Below are 15,525 nucleotides of genomic sequence, written 5' to 3'. Positions count from 1 at the left end.
GTAACCGGGGATTCTTGGCAGGCTGTACTTTGAAAAGCGGACATTTCTATTTTGCAGAAAATAGGACACTTCTATTTTGCGTTGACACCCCTTTTTTTATTGGTTTTAAAAATACTTTATTAGGTATATAATGTCCCAAATTCGTGTTTTGGAGGCATTATGAGGACCGTAAAGGTACTGCTGATTGCGGTAATTTCAGGGATATTATCACAGGTAGCAGTTTTTGCGCAGGAACAGGCCATTAAGCCGGCTAAGAGCGTGGTTAAACAGATGGAAATGTTTGAAGCTTCCCTGGAATATGATATTACCGGTATTAACCCGTATGATTATTCAAAGGTTCAGTTTAAAACCACTTTTAAATCGCCTTCGTCCAAACGTAATGAAATAGAAGGTTTTTATTCCGATGATTTTGAATTTGACGGCAAAGCGGAATACTTATCTGCAGGCGGTTCGTTTAAGGCGCGTATTATCCCAAAAGAAGCCGGTGAATGGACATATAGAATGGAATTAAACATAGGCGGCAAGCCTGTGACAATAACCGCGTGGGAAACATTCACGTGCAAAAGAAGTTCTGATTCCCGTGGTTTTGTAAGGATAAGCCCTGCAGACACCCTGTTTTTTGAATTTGAAAACAAAGAGCCTTTTTTTGCAAAGGGTATTAATATGGCGTGGGCAAACCAGGAACGCATGTACGAAGATTATAAATACTGGATAGAAAAGTTTTCCGCAAACGGCGGTAATCTTATAAAGATTTGGATGGCTCCGTGGAGTTTTGGCATTGAAACAGACAAGCTTGGCGGCTATTCTTCGCGCCAGAAACAGGCGGCAATGCTGGATCAGGTTTTTGAACTTTGCAGGGAGCATGATGTTTATATTCAGATGTGCCTTGTGTCTCACGGGGAATACTCCATAAACACAAACTCCGCGTGGGATGATAATCCTTACAATTCCAAAAATGACGGAGTGATTGATGAACCACAGGAATTTTTTACATCTAAAGTGGCGCGGCAGATGTTTAAAAACCGCCTGCGCTATATTATTGCAAGGTGGGGTTATTCCCGAAATCTTTTTGCGTGGGAGCCGTTTAATGAAGCGGATTTGACTGATAAATTTGATGCTGCCGCCGTTGCCGAATGGCACAGTGATATTTTTTCTTTTATTAAAAAATATGATGTAAATAAACATTTAACAACGGCGTCATTTTTTGACCCTGCCGGGGGTGAGGATGTCTGGAAACTTGAAAGTATTGATTTTGTTCAGACGCATATTTACAGCCTTAAAGACGCGGCGGTGGAAATATTTGACGCTTCAAGGATAAAAACGGAAAAGTATAACAAGCCGCATATTGTAGGCGGGTTTGGACCGGCGGCGGTTTTGGAAGGCATGACAGACAGTGTAAAAGATGAAAAAGGCATTCAGCTGCATACGGGTATCTGGGGTGGAGCGCTTTCGCTTTCCGCCGGCTGGCCCATGATATGGCGGTGGGACGTATATGTTGATAAATTCGGGTTGTGGGATATTTATAAACCCCTGTCTGATTTTCTGCGCGGGATAAACTGGGCAAGGGGGGATTATTTTCAGCTGCGCGCGGAAAAAGCGTATTACTATGATTACGAAAATAAAAAACCGGGAAGCGTAAAAATATACCCTGAAGACAGGCAGGCAAAAGCAAAAAAGAACAGGTTTATAATCACCCCTGCCGGGGACGCTTTAAACACAGACCAGTTTATGGCGTTTCTTTACGGGGAATTAAAACCGGAAATGAAAAATGACCCTGTACTTGTAATGACCAACAGATTTCCGGCGAAGCTGATTATAGGCATTAATAAAGTATCTGATAATAATACGCTTCTGGTGGAAATAAACGGCGAGCGTGTTTTTAAAACTGAAATAAACGCTAAAGATCAGCCCGGGGCGGTTTTTCAGAAAGAATTAAATGTTTATCAGGCGGACTGCAAACTTACATATACCGTTGACCTGCACGCTGGGGATAATGAGGTAACAATAAAAAATACCGGCGCGGACTGGATTAAACTTGATTACGTGGAAATAACTGATTTTACCGACCCTTCAATCGCGCCTGTTTTTATTGCGGGAGTGCAGAGTGAAGCTTCCGCGTATATCTGGTACAAACACAGGGACTATACATGGGAAAACACGCAGACGGATAAAGTTGAAGGCAGTTATATAGATGTTTCGGATTTAAGGCCCGGCCGTTATGTGATTGAGTATTTTGACACTTATACAGGCGGCGTGACTGATAAAAAACAGGTAATAAAACATGAAGAAGATTTAAGGCTGGACCTGCCGACGTTTGATAAAGACGCGGCGATTAGAATAAGGGAATATAAATAAAAAAGCGGGTAATTATGGATAAAAAAATACAGTCTCTTTTAAAAGATAAAAAAGCAATGAAAGATGAAGGTTTCTTTCTTGTTGATACGGAGAAAATACTTGAAGAGGCGCTGGATGCCGGGATAAAGGTGGAAGGGTTTTTTTATGATAATAAACAGCTGCTTGAAAAATTCAGCACTCTAATATCCGCAGCAGAAAAAGTAAAATCAAATGACATAAGCCGTTTTGCGTCTGTTAAAACTCCCGCGGGATTTCTGGCGCTGTGCAGGGTGCCGCAAAAAACACTTAACGACTTCAAATCCGAGCAAAATATCATTTTGCTGGACGGAATTCAGGATCCTTCCAACCTTGGCGCTATAATAAGAAGCGGCGCGGCTTTTGGGTTTAATACGTATATTTTAACTGACGGCTGCGCAGGAATTTATTCGGAAAAAACCATACGCGCGTCAGCCGGCGCGGTTTTTAAAGTGAATGCAAAAATAATAAGTGCTGAAGAAATTGCTGATTTTGCCCGTGAATACAGGTTTTTTGTAACAGACGTAAATGACGGCATTGATATCAAAAAAGTAAAAACAGAAGGCAAAACGGTTTTGGTATTTGGCAGTGAAGGAATGGGCGTCAGTGAAGAGATAAAACAAATATCAAAAAATAAAATAAAAATACACTATCCCGGTGATGTGGAATCGCTGAACGTGGCAGCGGCTGCGGCAATTATCTTTTTTGAATTTTCATCAAAATAATTTTGTTTTTTATTTCTGAAAAAACACGCATAACCCTTATTTTATAAATAATTTTAACATTTTTATTTTGTGGTTTTTGTGGTGGCAGTGGTAGGCGCGGGCTTCAGCCCGGGGCGGTTGCAGTTGGATTGTGTAATTATCTTTACCAAGCCTCCAAACTTCCAAGCGTCCAAGCCTCTATTTGACCTTACGCTTATTCGGGGCTATAATTGCATTGGGAAGACAGAAAAGTAAAAAGGCGGTGATATATATGTCCGCTTTCAATAACAGAAGGTCAGGCAGCGAACGCAGGCAGGAAGAAAGGCGTATGAAGGGCGGTTATATGGGGAAAACTTTTGAAACCGCGCGCCGTTCAAAACGCAGAATAAGAGAAGAACGCCGTTTTAAAAACAACCCTTTAAGCCGGATAGAATTTTAAAAAAAGAATTCGGCGTTTTTCAGGTAAATCAAATACTCAAATCAGTATATTGATGGGCAAAAGGTATTAATATCATTTAAATCTGTTTTAAAATAATATAAAAAAACAAAAAATAATGCATTTAAACTACAACTATTTTCATTTTTTTGGGGATAAGTCAAAAAACATCTTAAAAATAAGGCAAAAATACAAGTGTAAATCATACCGCGGGTGGGATATATGTATTGACAAAACAGTGTTTTGGGGTATAATTTAGGCAAATAGTGGGAAAAAGTGGGATGGATTTATTTAAAGGAGCGCTATAGTGATAAAAATTGGTTTTATAGGGCAGCATGAGCACAGCCTTGATGAAAAAGGCCGCGTAAGTATTCCGTCCAGGTATAAAAAATATATTGAAGAGATAACTTCTGACCCGGATAAACGCGCAACCCTTGTTCTTTCAAAAAGCAAAGACAAGTGCATAGAGGTCTTTGCGCCGGAGAAGTGGGAAAAAATGATGGAACAGTACGCGGAAGGGACAAAACTTGATGAACAGGAACGCGATTTAAAGTATATGAGGGCAAAACTTGCAAATACGGAATCCGTAAATATTGACAAGGCGGGAAGGATAATTATTCCTCCATTCCTTAAGGAATACGCTAAAATTGGAAAAAATGTGGTGTTTGCGGGCATCGGGGACAGGTTTGAAATATGGGATAAAAATACTTTTGACGATAACAACAAATAGGGAGGAAATAAAATGAGTGTACAGACAACATCAAAAAAATTCGTAATGCTTATCATGAAGGGCGAGATAGCGCTTGAAGATATCATCGCCTTAAAAGAGATAATAAACAGTTTTATAGAGATGGAACAGTTCTTATTTATAATTGATTTTGCCGGAGTGACGCATATAAATGTAAGTGGAATAGAGTACTTAAATGAAAGAAAGGAAAGGGTCCGCAGCCTTGGCGGCGATATTAAAATTATAGGCGCCAATGATTACGTCCGCAATCTCTTTGTTTACGCCGGGTATTGGGGCGAATTTGATTTCTTTGCGAATGAAGAAGAAGCGGTCAGGGCTTTTAGCTGCCTTATATGACATTTTCCCACAAGACCGTACTTCTTGAAGAAACCGCGGAATTTCTGCGGTTGGCCGGGAAAAAAGGGCTGTGGGTGGACGCAACGCTGGGCTTCGGAGGACATAGCGAAAGGATATTAAAAGATATGTCACCTGAGGCCTTTTTAATAGGTATAGATCAGGACGACAGGGCTCTTGAATACGCGTCTGACAGGCTTAAAGGATATTCTAATTTTAAGGCGATAAAAGGCAATTTTAAAGATCTTGAAAAGATAGTGCATGAACAGGGTTCGCAGTCAATAAGCGGGATAGTTTACGACCTTGGAGTATCAAGCATGCAGCTTGATGACGGCACACGCGGCTTTTCTTTCATGAAAGACGCGCCGCTTGACATGAGAATGGATGAAACGTCGCCCTTGTCCGCTGATGATGTGGTGAACAGGTACAACAGGGCGGACCTGGAGCGTGTGATAAAAGATTACGGAGAAGAAGGGTATTACGCGAAAATAGCCGATTTCATAATGAAAAGCAGGCCGGTGAAGGGAACGTTGGAGCTTGCGGAGATAATCAAAAAAGCAAAGTTTGGCAAAGAAAAGATACACCCGGCCACAAAAGTGTTTCAGGCAATAAGGATAGAGGTAAATAACGAACTGGGCGCGCTTGAAAAAAGTATTAAGAGCGCGGCCTCGCTTTTAGTACCGGGCGGAAGAATGTGCGTGATTTCATTCCATTCGCTTGAAGACAGGATAGTTAAAAACTTTATCAGGGAAAAATCGCGCGGCTGCGACTGCGGATACAGGCCGTGCATATGCCATAAGATAAAAGAACTTGAAGCGGTGACAAAGAAACCCGTAACAGCATCTTTTGAGGAGACAAGGCAGAATCCCCGCGCAAGAAGCGCGAAATTAAGGTGCGCGGAAAAACTTTAGCGGCAATAAAAATTCAGGAGAAGACAGTGGCGGAGTTTTCAAACAGGTTTTTAAGGGGCTTAAACGCGGGAAGCGTAAGGCCTGCCAGAGGCGGAGCGAATAAAATTATAGGGCGTATAGTCTTATTGGCGTTTCCTTTTCTTCTTGTGGTGTGGTTTTACACCCAGAGCGCCAAATTAAATTATGACGTAAATGAACTTATCAGGGAGCGGGATACCCTTAAATCCCAGAATAAAATGCTTGAAATGAAAGTACAGGTGGCCATGTCCGGAAGCGGAATTGAAAAGGTTGCAAGGGAACGGTACGGTTTTAGAGCGGCCAGGCCCGGCGATGTATATGTCATAAAAAAAGAGTTCAGCGCGCTTGGTTTCTTTTAAAGCGGGCAAAGGGGTATAAGGTTGAAGCACGGCGTTTTTTCCGAAGAAAAGAGAATAGAGCTGGTACTGGCGGCGTTTGTTTTTGTGCTTGCCGTGCTTTTTGTACGCCTTCTTTTTCTTCAGGTGATAATGCATTCGTCGTTAAAAGACCGCGCGGATAAAGGGCAGATGTCAACAGTGAAAAAGCAGATAGGCAGGGGCGCCATATATGACAGCACCGGCAGGCAGCTTGCCATGAGCATAAAAACGGAGAGCATCTGCGTCACCCCAAGAAACGTAAAGTATAAAGACAGGACAGCGGACTTTTTGAGCAAAAAACTGGGTTTAAGCAGGCAGTTTGTGCTGTCCAAACTTAAAAGCCGCAGCGGGTTTGAATATATCAAAAGAAAAGTTCCTTCCTCAATCGCGGATGAAATACTTGATAAAAAGATACCCGGCGTATTTTCGCGGTCGGAAGAAAAAAGGTATTACCCTTACGGCGAAATAACCGCGCACATTACAGGCTTTGCCGGTACTGATAATAAAGGGCTTGAAGGCATTGAAATGGCTTACGAGAAATACATGAAAGGGAAACTTGGCAGGGAAGAAATCCGCGTTGATGCCAAAAGAAGGCCTATACTGATAGGTAATAAAAAAATAAAAAAAGCCGAACGCGGCGCGGATGTCTATACCACTATAGACGGAAATATTCAGTACGCGGCTTACCGCCAGCTGGAAGAGACCGTTAATAAAAGCAGGGCGAAATCCGGCAGCATAATTGTCATGAATCCGGAGACAGGGGCGATTTACGCGGCTGTAAATTATCCGTCTTATGACCCTAATACCCCGGCCACGGCCAATGCCGATAAAAAAAGGAACCGTATTATAACCGATATGTACGAACCCGGTTCCACTTTTAAAATATTTACAATGGCCGCTTATCTGAAAAAGTTTCCCAATTCCGATGACGAAAAAACCTACTGTGGAATGGGCAAAGAGGTTTTTAAAATAGGCAAATATAACAGGACTATTCACGACCATGAGAAACACGGCGACCTGACGGCGGCTGAAATAATAAAGGTTTCATCCAACATCGGTACGGTAAAACTGGCAATGAAACTAAAGCCGGCTGATTTGTATCAGGAATACCTGGCTTATGGTTTTGGTTCAAAGACCGGTATTGACCTCCCGGGAGAAGTTACAGGGCTTTTAAGAAACGTGAATAAATGGGATAAGGTATCAATTACTTCCGTGCCTTATGGCCAGGAAGTTGCGGTATCTTCGCTTCAGCTTGTGCGCGCGTATGCGGCTATTGCAAACGGCGGCAAACTTGTGACTCCTTACCTTATTGAAAAGATACAGAAGAACGGGCGCACGGTATACAGGCATAGAATTAAAAAACAGGACGGGCCTGCCACCGGCAGCAGGAGAGAGAAACTTGTATCGATGCTTGAAACTGTCACGGAAAAAGACGGGTCAGGAAAAAAAGCGGCTGTGGCGGGTTATCGCGTGGCGGGAAAAACAGGTACCGCGCAGAAGCACAGGACAGACGGAAAAGGTTATGCGGCAAATAAGTATGTAGCCTCTTTTATAGGGTTTATGCCTGCGGATAATCCTAAGACGGTAACGCTGGTGACAATAGATGAACCGCAGGGGTTTGTATATTTTGGAGGCGATCTTGCAGGGCCGATATTCAGAAATTTAAATACCATGATGGCTTCATATTTTAAGGTGCTTCCTGAGGAGACTGTTATAGCGAAGGCGGAAGAAAGCGGCGATAATTTTCAAACCGCAAAGATGCCGCGCATAAAAGATAAAACTTTTAACGAGGCAAAATTACTGCTTGCGGAAGAAAAAATAAAATATCAGAGGCATGGTTTTGGAAAAGTGGTAATAGCTCAGGAACCGGAACCCGGTGAAAAAATGGTATCCGGTAAATACGCGCAGATTTTTCTTGGTGATGAAAATAATGATAATAAAGAAAAAACATACATGCCGAATGTAAAGGGCATGACTGTAAGGCGTGCGATGGAAGTGTTAAGGCTCTACGGCTTGAACGCGAAATGCACGGGCAGCGGTTTTGCGGTAAGCCAGGAGCCAAAACCGGGAGTGGCGATGAAAAAAGGCGCTGTCTGCACGGTAAGTTTTGATATGAGGGACGGCGTATGAAAATGATAACCTGCGAAAAACTTGCGGTGATGCTGGGCGGAAAAATTATATCCGGGCGCGGCTCTGTGAAAATAAGCGACGCTGAAGAAAATTCAGCCCTTGTAAAAAAGGGTTTGGCTTTCTTCTGCGTTATTGGAAGAACAACAGACGGGCATAATTACGCGTCCGATGCCGCGGCGCGCGGAGCTTCATGCGTTGTGGTAAGCAGGGAAATACCGGGCTTAAAAGCCACGTGTGTGATAAAGGTGAACGATGTAAGAGAAGCGCTGTACAAAACCGTGGATTATTTTTACGGTGAATACAGAAAAAAAGTCCGGGTAATAGGTATTACCGGTACGAAAGGCAAGACCACCACGGCTTATCTTGCGGCCGCCATGTTAAAAGAAGCGGAAGGTAAAGAACAGTCCATGATAGGTACTGTGGAATATAGGGTGGGAAAAAAGGCGGTAACATCAAATAATACCACGCCTTCCAACCTGGCAATTCACAGGATAATAAAGCAGTCGGCGATTAAAAAAATTAAATACCTGGTGATGGAAGTTTCAAGCCATGGCCTTGACCAGGACAGAATAAAGAATATAAAACTGGCTGCGGCGGTAATTACTAATGTCACCAGGGATCACTTTGATTATCACGGAAATTATGAAAATTACCTGGCTGCAAAGTTAAAGATAATTAAATACGTTGATAAAAGCGGGATGCTTACCGTGAATAAGGATGACCCGGGTGCCATGAAATTTATCAGCGCGGCAAAGAAAGCCGGAATAAAAACAGCCACATGTTCGTTAAAGAAAGACGCGGATATCAGTGCTGTTGAATATTCACTGTCCCGCAGCGGCATGGATGTAAAATTATTATTAAAAAATAGGCCCGTAAGCTTAAGCTGCACGATGACCGGAGAACACAACATAAGTAATATTATGTGCGCCATTAGCGCTGTAATAAAGTTTGCCGGTATAAAAGCCGTGATTAGAGCCATAAAAAAGTTTAAAGGCGTGGCAGGCAGGATGGAAATAGTTTACGCGAAAGACATAACTGTAATAGTGGATTTTGCGCATACGGCTGATTCAATAGAAAAAGTGCTGGAAGTGGTAAATGAGATAAAGACCGGGCGCGTAATTATGCTCTTTGGCGCAGGCGGGAACAAAGACCGCGGTAAAAGGCCCATGATGGGAGCTGCCGCCGCAAAACTGGCGGATGTTGTTGTGGTGACCTCTGATAATCCCAGAATGGAAAAACCTGAAGATATAATAAAAGATATTACAAAAGGAATAAAGCGCAGAGACAATATATATCTTGAACCTGACAGAAGAAAAGCCATAAAGCTTGCCGTTAATATTGCTGAAAAAGAAGATATTGTAATACTGGCGGGCAAGGGGCATGAGACTTATCAGGATGTTATGGGAAAAAAGGCGCATTTTTCGGATCAGGAAGAGGCGCGTGCGGCATTGAAAAACAGGGGTAATAAATAAGATGAGGATAAATCTAAGTGAAATATACTCGCTTTTTGGCGCCCCGTTTAAAGGTAAAGATGTACAAGTGGCGGGAATTACCGCGGATACAAGGGCAATAAAAAAAAATTATGTGTTTGTGGCGATAAAAGGCGAAAAAAATGACGGCCATGATTATGCGTCTGAAGCGGTAAAAAAAGGCGCTATTGTATGCATAACACAAAGAAAGATAAAAGGCGTACCGTGTATTATTGTTGATGATACAAAAGAGGCAATAATGAACCTTGGCAGGTATTACGCGGCCAAGTTTAATAACTTAAAGATAGCCGCGGTAACAGGCAGCAACGGTAAGACCACTACAAAAGAGCTGCTTGGGGCTTTTTTACAGGAAATGTATGCTGTAAAGAAAAGCGAGAAAAGTTTTAATAATTACCTTGGAGTGCCGCTTACGCTATTTGGGCTGGAAAATGAAATCCGGGCGCTGGTACTTGAAATGGGAATGAACCATAAAGGCGAGATTAGTAAACTTGCCCGGCTGACGCCTTTAGACGCGGTGATAATAACAAACATCGGCCGCGCTCACATCGGCAATATGGGAAGTCAGGATAAGATAGCAGAGGCGAAGGCGGAAATATTTGAAGGTTTAAGAAGAGGCGGAGCTGCTGTATTAAACGGCGATGACCGCTATTATAAGTTTTTAAGCAAAAAAGCAGGAAATAAGGTGATAAGTTTTGGAACAGGCGCGAAAACGAATTACAGAATATCGGCGGTAAAAGAGTCAGTGACGGGAACGAAATTTTCGCTTAATAAGGTTCAGATGAGTACGAAATTTAAAGGCATTCATAATATTTATAATATAGCTGCAGCTGCTGCGGCAGCAGGAGTACTTGGCGTGGATTTAAAGAAGGTAAAAAAAGCGCTGGCAGTTTTTTCCATGAAAGGGTTAATGAGGTTTGAAGAGATAAAGTTAAAAGGCGCAAGCGTGATTAATGACAGTTATAACGCGAATCCGGATTCTTACGCGGCTTCGCTTATGTCTTTAAAACAGATGAAAAGAAAGAACCTTGTGATAGTGTCCGGAGATATGCTGGAACTTGGCAAAGATTCACCTGCCATGCACAGGGAAATAGGCGCAAAGATAGCGCGGATTAAACCTCTGGCGCTTCTTATATACGGCGGTTTTGCCCGTGATGTGGAAAAAGGTTATGTTAAAGAAAACGGAAAAAATAAAGCCGTGTGTTTTACCGACAGGCAGGAACTGAAAAAAGCCCTTGCGCCGTACCTTAAAAAGGGAAATACGGTTTTTCTTAAAGGTTCAAGGGGAAACAAACTGGAAGAAATAATTAAATAAAATAACTTTAAGAAAAGGAAGTGCCGCACATGTTTTATCATTTGATATACCCGCTTAGCGCGCAGTTTTCGGCGCTTAATGTTTTCAGGTATATTACGGTAAGGTCCGCTTTTGCCGCGATTACAGCTTTTCTTATTACGGTGTTTATCGGTAAATTTGTAATCAAAATGCTGCGTAAAATGAAGATTGGGCAGGTGGTCAGGGAAGACGGGCCTAAAAAACACCTTGAAAAACAGGGAACGCCGACCATGGGCGGTATAATGATACTGTTTTCGGTGGTTGTTTCAATCCTTTTATGGGGCAGGTTTGATAATGAATATGTTTATATGGTCCTTTTTGCCGCGCTGTGGTTCGGAGGAATAGGCCTTCTTGATGATATCTTAAAACTTAAAATCGGCACAAAAGGTTTAAGCGGGCGCTGGAAACTTGTGCTGCAGTTTGCCGGGGCGTTTGCCATAACCGCTTTTTACCTTCATTTGGAAGCTGATAAAGCTTATGCCGCGCAGGTGGCGCTTCCGTTTATTAAGCATGTGCTGGTACTGCCGTTCTGGGCATACTTCATTTTTGGAGGGATTTTAATCTCCGGCTGGTCAAACGCGGTTAATCTTACGGACGGCCTTGACGGTCTGGCAAGCGGGCTGGCTTTATTTGTATTCGCGGCGCTTGTGGTGCTTGCGTATATAATAGGAAACATGAATTTTTCTTCTTACCTTATCCTTACCCATGTGCCAAAAGCGGGCGAACTTGCGGTATTCGGCGCGGCTTTTGCCGGCGCTCTGCTTGGATTCCTGTGGTTTAATTCTTATCCGGCTGAAGTTTTTATGGGCGATGTGGGAGCCCTTATGCTGGGCGGTGTAATAGGCACCATAGCGATGCTTATAAAACAGGAAATACTGCTTCTTATACTTGGCCTTGTTTTTGTGGTGGAAGTGCTGTCAGTGATACTTCAGGTGACGTCCTTTAAACTTACAAAGAAAAGAATATTTAAAATGGCGCCATTGCACCACCATTTTCAGCTTAAAGGCGTATCTGAACCGAAAATCATAGTGCGTTTCTGGATAGCGGCGGTGATTGTGCTGCTGTTCACGTTAACCACACTGAAGATAAGGTGACCTTATGGATATCAACGGAAAAAACATTGTAGTGCTTGGCGCAGGTAAAAGCGGTATTTTAGCTGCCGTGCTTGCAAAGAAAAAAGGCGCCGGTAAAGTTGTTTTAAGCGATGTTAAACCAAAGGCGAAGATGGAACAGGATGTGTTAAACCTGGAAACGGCGGGAATTGAAATAGAAGCCGGCGGCCATGGCAATGAAACTGTTTTAAACGCGGACATAATAGTGGTAAGCCCCGGAGTTTCTCTTTTTGGCGAATGGTTTGAAATGGCCAAAAGGCATAATAAAGAGGTTCTTGGCGAGATAGAGTTTGCCTACCGCTTTATGGAAAAGGGCGCGAAAATTATCGGCATAACCGGGACAAACGGAAAAACAACAGTTACGACGCTTACTGATGAAATTTTTAAGGCGCAGCTTGGCGATAAAGCGGTGCTGGCCGGAAATATCGGGATTCCTTTTTGTGATGTGGTTTGCTCCAAGAAGGGATACACCCATGTAATAATGGAAATAAGCAGTTTTCAGCTGGATACAATAAAGGAATTTAAGACAGATGCCGCGGTTATTCTTAATATTACTGATGACCATATGGACAGGTATGACTCCATGCAGGCGTACGCGGAATCCAAGGCGAGAATATTTTTAAATCATACGCCGCAGGATATTCTGGTGTTAAACAGGCATGACAGGTTCACGGAAATAATGGCGTCCATGTCAAAGTCGCGCAAGGTATATTTTTCCGCGTACGCGGAATCCGATGACTGTTATTTCTTTGGGGATGAAGCTTATTTCAGAAAGATAAACGGGAAAAAGGAAAAGTTGTTTGATGCGGCGGGTGTGCAGCTGCTTGGAAAACACAATGTTGAAAATATTCTGGCATGCCTGGCCTTGTCGGAAGCATGCGGCCTTGACATGCATAAAGCGGAGGAAACCATTAAGAATTTTAAAGGCCTTCCGCACAGGATTGAATTTGTGGCAGAGGCCGGCGGAAAGAAGTTTTATGACGATTCTAAGGGAACCAATGTGGATGCGGTAATACGAGCTCTGGAAACGTTTGACAGGCCTTTGGCGCTTATACTGGGCGGCAGGGAGAAAAATACGGATTTTGAACAGTTAAAAAAAGTGCTGCCCGGTAATGTTAAGGCTGTTATTGCTTTGGGCGAGAACAGGGATAAATTAGAGGTTATATTTAAAGATTCAGTGCCTGTTGTAAAGTGCGCCTCTATGGAAGAAGCGGTTAATGCCGGGTGCGCGCTTGATGTGGAAGTGGTGTTGTTATCTCCGGCGTGCGCAAGCTTTGACCTTTTTAAAAGCTACGGGCACAGGGGTGATGAATTTAAAAAATATGTTTTAAAGGCGGCTGAAAATGGCAAAGTCTAACGCCAAAACAAAAGCGCTTGACAGCGTGGATCCGATACTTCTGATTGATGTATTGGTTCTTACGCTTCTTGGCCTTATCATGGTTTACAGCGCAAGTTCTGTCGTAAGTTATGAAGACTACGGCGATTCGGCGTACTTTTTTAAAAAACAGCTTATGTGGGCGTTTTTGGGAATAATAGCCGCCGGTTTTTTTATGCTGTATGAGCCGGAAAAAATGAAGAAACTTATACCTTTTTTCCTTCTTGTTTCCGTAATAATGCTTTTTATGGTGCATGTGCCGGGATTCGGAAAAAAAGCAGGCGGTGCGGTGCGCTGGCTTAAACTGCCGGGCCTTCCGCAGATACAGCCCTTTGAATTTGTTAAACTGTTTTATGCCATGTATCTGGCATTTCTGTTCAGCGATGTCAAACTGCCGTTTAAAAAAATATTTATTAAATCGCTTATGGTTACCGGAGTTATTTGTTTTGGCCTTATACTGCAGCGCGACCTTGGAGGCACATTTATAATAATGGCGCTTTTTATAATTATGACGCTTATATCAGGGGCGCCTTTAAAAATATTCGCGGTCACTATTCCGGCGGCGGCGCTTGTGGTCGCGGCGCTTATCATTGCGGAACCTTACAGGGTAAAAAGAATGTTTGTGTATCTTGACCCGTGGAAAGATTATTTTGGAGCCGGCTGGCAGACAGCGCAGTCGCTTATAGCTATAGGCACCGGAGGCATATTTGGAATGGGACTTTCGCAGGGGCAGCAGAAGTTTTTATATCTGCCCACGCCGCATACGGATTATATATATTCAATAGTGGGTGAGGAAACGGGATTTATCGGCGCGGCCCTTGTGGCTGTGATGTTCTTTGTGTTTTTATGGCGTGGAAGCGCGATAGCAATAAACGCCAAAGACAGGTTTTTAAAGCTTCTTGCGTGTTCCGTGACTTTTATGATTGGCGTGCAGGCTTTTACCAATATGGGTGTGGCAACAGGCATACTGCCGCCAAAAGGCACCACGCTTCCGTTTTTCAGCGCCGGCGGTTCGTCGCTTTTAATTTCGCTTATGGCCGCGGGAATTCTGCTTGGCGTGTCACGCAAAGTGTTTGGTGAGGGCAAATGAAGATAATTTTTGCCTGCGGCGGTACAGGCGGGCACATATATCCGGCGCTGGCTGTTGCCGAAGATATGAAGAAGAAAGTAAAAAATGCCGAAGTGCTTTTTGCGGGCAATAAGAGCGGAATGGAAGCTTCAATAATTCCGCGGAGAGATTATGACTTTAAGGGTATAGAAACAAGGCCTTTGATAAGAAAGTTTACATTTAAGAATGTTATAAACGGAGCGTTTGTCATAAAGTCGCTCTTTGACGCGTTAAAAATAGTAAATGAATTCAGGCCGGATATAGTGATGGGAACAGGAGGTTTTGCCTCTTTCCCTTTTGTGCTGGCGGCCGCTTTGACCGGCAGAAAGACGCTTATACACGAGCCTAATGTGTATCCGGGGCTGGCAAACAGAATGCTTGCCGCGGCGGTGTCTGCCGTGACGGTTGGTTTTATGGAAACAAAAAAATATTTTCCGGCAAAAAAAACTTCTGTGACAGGCAACCCTGTCAGGGAAGGGATAATAAACGCGGATAAAAAAGAAGGATATCTGGAATTTGATCTTGATCTGGCAAAGAAAGTGCTTCTTATAATGCCGGGAAGCAGGGCAGCAAAGAAAATTAACAGGGTGATTGAAGAAGCGCTGCCGGAAATTGAAAAACAACTGCCGGATTTACAGCTTCTGTGGATGTGCGGCGATGATGATTATGTAAGGCTTGAAGAAACGGCCGGGAATAGCAAAATAAAAATAAAGCTCTTAAAATTTATAAATGAAGCCCAACTTGCGTACGCGGCAGCTGACGCGGGCGTATTAAGGGCCGGAGCCGGAACCCTGACAGAGATAACGGCTTGCGGCCTGCCTTCGGTGCTTGTGCCTTACCCGCACGCGGCAGGCAATCATCAGGAAAAGAACGCCGTATCTTTTGCGCAAAGGCAGGCGGCGCTTGTGATAAAAGACAGCGCACTGAACGTTATAACGCTTATGGAAAATTTGAAGAAAGTTTTGGATGTAAATACAGGAAAAGTAATGCGTGAAAAACTGTTAAGTTCATATGCCGGCAACGGCGCGGAAAACATAACGCGGATTATATTTGAAAAAACAGGATACGCAAAATAACAGGAGA

The 15,525-nt window shown here is 43.2% G+C and carries 14 protein-coding genes; all 14 read left to right on the top strand.

The annotated features are described in order from the left end of the window. Positions 1-159: 159 nt before the first annotated feature. The 14 genes from JXR81_01535 (at position 160) to murG (ending at position 15,518) form a co-directional block, all read left to right on the top strand. Entirely contained in the window at positions 160-2,355 is a 2,196-nt protein-coding gene (locus JXR81_01535) for a DUF5060 domain-containing protein (GenBank protein ID MBN2753526.1), read from the top strand. 14 nt (positions 2,356-2,369) lie between these two features. Continuing rightward, a complete protein-coding gene (locus tag JXR81_01530; GenBank protein ID MBN2753525.1) occupies positions 2,370-3,095 on the top strand; it encodes an RNA methyltransferase in 726 nt (241 codons plus the stop codon). Between the two features lie 250 nt (positions 3,096-3,345). Next, the gene (locus tag JXR81_01525; protein MBN2753524.1) at positions 3,346-3,513 is read left to right on the top strand and encodes a hypothetical protein; all 168 of its coding nucleotides are present in this window, start codon (positions 3,346-3,348) and stop codon (positions 3,511-3,513) included. A 304-nt stretch (positions 3,514-3,817) separates the two neighbouring features. Continuing rightward, positions 3,818-4,240 (top strand): division/cell wall cluster transcriptional repressor MraZ, encoded by a 423-nt coding sequence (gene mraZ, locus JXR81_01520; protein ID MBN2753523.1) that lies wholly within the window; start codon positions 3,818-3,820, stop codon positions 4,238-4,240. 12 nt (positions 4,241-4,252) lie between these two features. Then, entirely contained in the window at positions 4,253-4,594 is a 342-nt protein-coding gene (locus JXR81_01515) for an STAS domain-containing protein (GenBank protein ID MBN2753522.1), read from the top strand. Beyond that, the gene (gene rsmH, locus JXR81_01510; GenBank protein MBN2753521.1) at positions 4,591-5,502 is read left to right on the top strand and encodes a 16S rRNA (cytosine(1402)-N(4))-methyltransferase RsmH; all 912 of its coding nucleotides are present in this window, start codon (positions 4,591-4,593) and stop codon (positions 5,500-5,502) included. Before JXR81_01515 ends, rsmH begins: the two co-directional genes overlap by 4 nt. Positions 5,503-5,528: 26 nt before the next feature. Further along, entirely contained in the window at positions 5,529-5,879 is a 351-nt protein-coding gene (locus JXR81_01505) for a hypothetical protein (GenBank protein ID MBN2753520.1), read from the top strand. A gap of 21 nt (positions 5,880-5,900) precedes the next feature. Then, complete coding sequence (locus JXR81_01500) at positions 5,901-8,027, top strand: PASTA domain-containing protein (GenBank protein MBN2753519.1); 2,127 nt, start codon at positions 5,901-5,903, stop codon at positions 8,025-8,027. Beyond that, on the top strand, positions 8,024-9,499 hold the full coding sequence (locus JXR81_01495) for a UDP-N-acetylmuramoyl-L-alanyl-D-glutamate--2,6-diaminopimelate ligase (protein ID MBN2753518.1): 1,476 nt from the start codon (positions 8,024-8,026) through the stop codon (positions 9,497-9,499). The genes JXR81_01500 and JXR81_01495 overlap by 4 nt, the downstream gene beginning before the upstream one ends. A 1-nt stretch (position 9,500) precedes the next feature. Then, on the top strand, positions 9,501-10,829 hold the full coding sequence (locus tag JXR81_01490) for a UDP-N-acetylmuramoyl-tripeptide--D-alanyl-D-alanine ligase (protein MBN2753517.1): 1,329 nt from the start codon (positions 9,501-9,503) through the stop codon (positions 10,827-10,829). Positions 10,830-10,858: 29 nt separating this feature from the next. Then, positions 10,859-11,941 (top strand): phospho-N-acetylmuramoyl-pentapeptide-transferase, encoded by a 1,083-nt coding sequence (locus tag JXR81_01485; protein ID MBN2753516.1) that lies wholly within the window; start codon positions 10,859-10,861, stop codon positions 11,939-11,941. A gap of 4 nt (positions 11,942-11,945) precedes the next feature. Then, positions 11,946-13,316 carry a UDP-N-acetylmuramoyl-L-alanine--D-glutamate ligase gene (murD, locus tag JXR81_01480; protein MBN2753515.1) on the top strand — a complete coding sequence of 457 codons (1,371 nt, stop codon included), beginning with the start codon at positions 11,946-11,948 and terminating at the stop codon, positions 13,314-13,316. Next, a complete protein-coding gene (gene ftsW / locus JXR81_01475; protein MBN2753514.1) occupies positions 13,303-14,424 on the top strand; it encodes a putative lipid II flippase FtsW in 1,122 nt (373 codons plus the stop codon). The genes murD and ftsW overlap by 14 nt, the downstream gene beginning before the upstream one ends. After that, the gene (gene murG, locus JXR81_01470) at positions 14,421-15,518 is read left to right on the top strand and encodes an undecaprenyldiphospho-muramoylpentapeptide beta-N-acetylglucosaminyltransferase (GenBank protein MBN2753513.1); all 1,098 of its coding nucleotides are present in this window, start codon (positions 14,421-14,423) and stop codon (positions 15,516-15,518) included. The genes ftsW and murG overlap by 4 nt, the downstream gene beginning before the upstream one ends. The last annotated feature ends 7 nt before the right edge of the window (positions 15,519-15,525 follow it).

Source organism: Candidatus Goldiibacteriota bacterium, assembly GCA_016937715.1.
Classification (GTDB): Bacteria; Oederibacteriota; PGYV01; order PGYV01; family PGYV01; genus PGYV01.
Note: the sequence above shows the minus strand (reverse complement) of the source record. Positions and strands in the feature narration are given on the sequence as shown.

Bases quoted from the DNA above. Each gene is read 5' to 3' on its own strand.
- JXR81_01495 (MBN2753518.1), top strand. From the start codon at position 8,024: ATGAAAATGATAACCTGCGAAAAACTTGCGGTGATGCTGGGCGGAAAA.
- JXR81_01525 (MBN2753524.1), top strand. From the start codon at position 3,346: ATGTCCGCTTTCAATAACAGAAGGTCAGGCAGCGAACGCAGGCAGGAA.
- JXR81_01515 (MBN2753522.1), top strand. From the start codon at position 4,253: ATGAGTGTACAGACAACATCAAAAAAATTCGTAATGCTTATCATGAAG.
- JXR81_01490 (MBN2753517.1), top strand. From the start codon at position 9,501: ATGAGGATAAATCTAAGTGAAATATACTCGCTTTTTGGCGCCCCGTTT.
- murG (MBN2753513.1), top strand. From the start codon at position 14,421: ATGAAGATAATTTTTGCCTGCGGCGGTACAGGCGGGCACATATATCCG.
- murD (MBN2753515.1), top strand. From the start codon at position 11,946: ATGGATATCAACGGAAAAAACATTGTAGTGCTTGGCGCAGGTAAAAGC.
- JXR81_01535 (MBN2753526.1), top strand. From the start codon at position 160: ATGAGGACCGTAAAGGTACTGCTGATTGCGGTAATTTCAGGGATATTA.
- JXR81_01485 (MBN2753516.1), top strand. From the start codon at position 10,859: ATGTTTTATCATTTGATATACCCGCTTAGCGCGCAGTTTTCGGCGCTT.
- rsmH (MBN2753521.1), top strand. From the start codon at position 4,591: ATGACATTTTCCCACAAGACCGTACTTCTTGAAGAAACCGCGGAATTT.
- ftsW (MBN2753514.1), top strand. From the start codon at position 13,303: ATGGCAAAGTCTAACGCCAAAACAAAAGCGCTTGACAGCGTGGATCCG.
- JXR81_01530 (MBN2753525.1), top strand. From the start codon at position 2,370: ATGGATAAAAAAATACAGTCTCTTTTAAAAGATAAAAAAGCAATGAAA.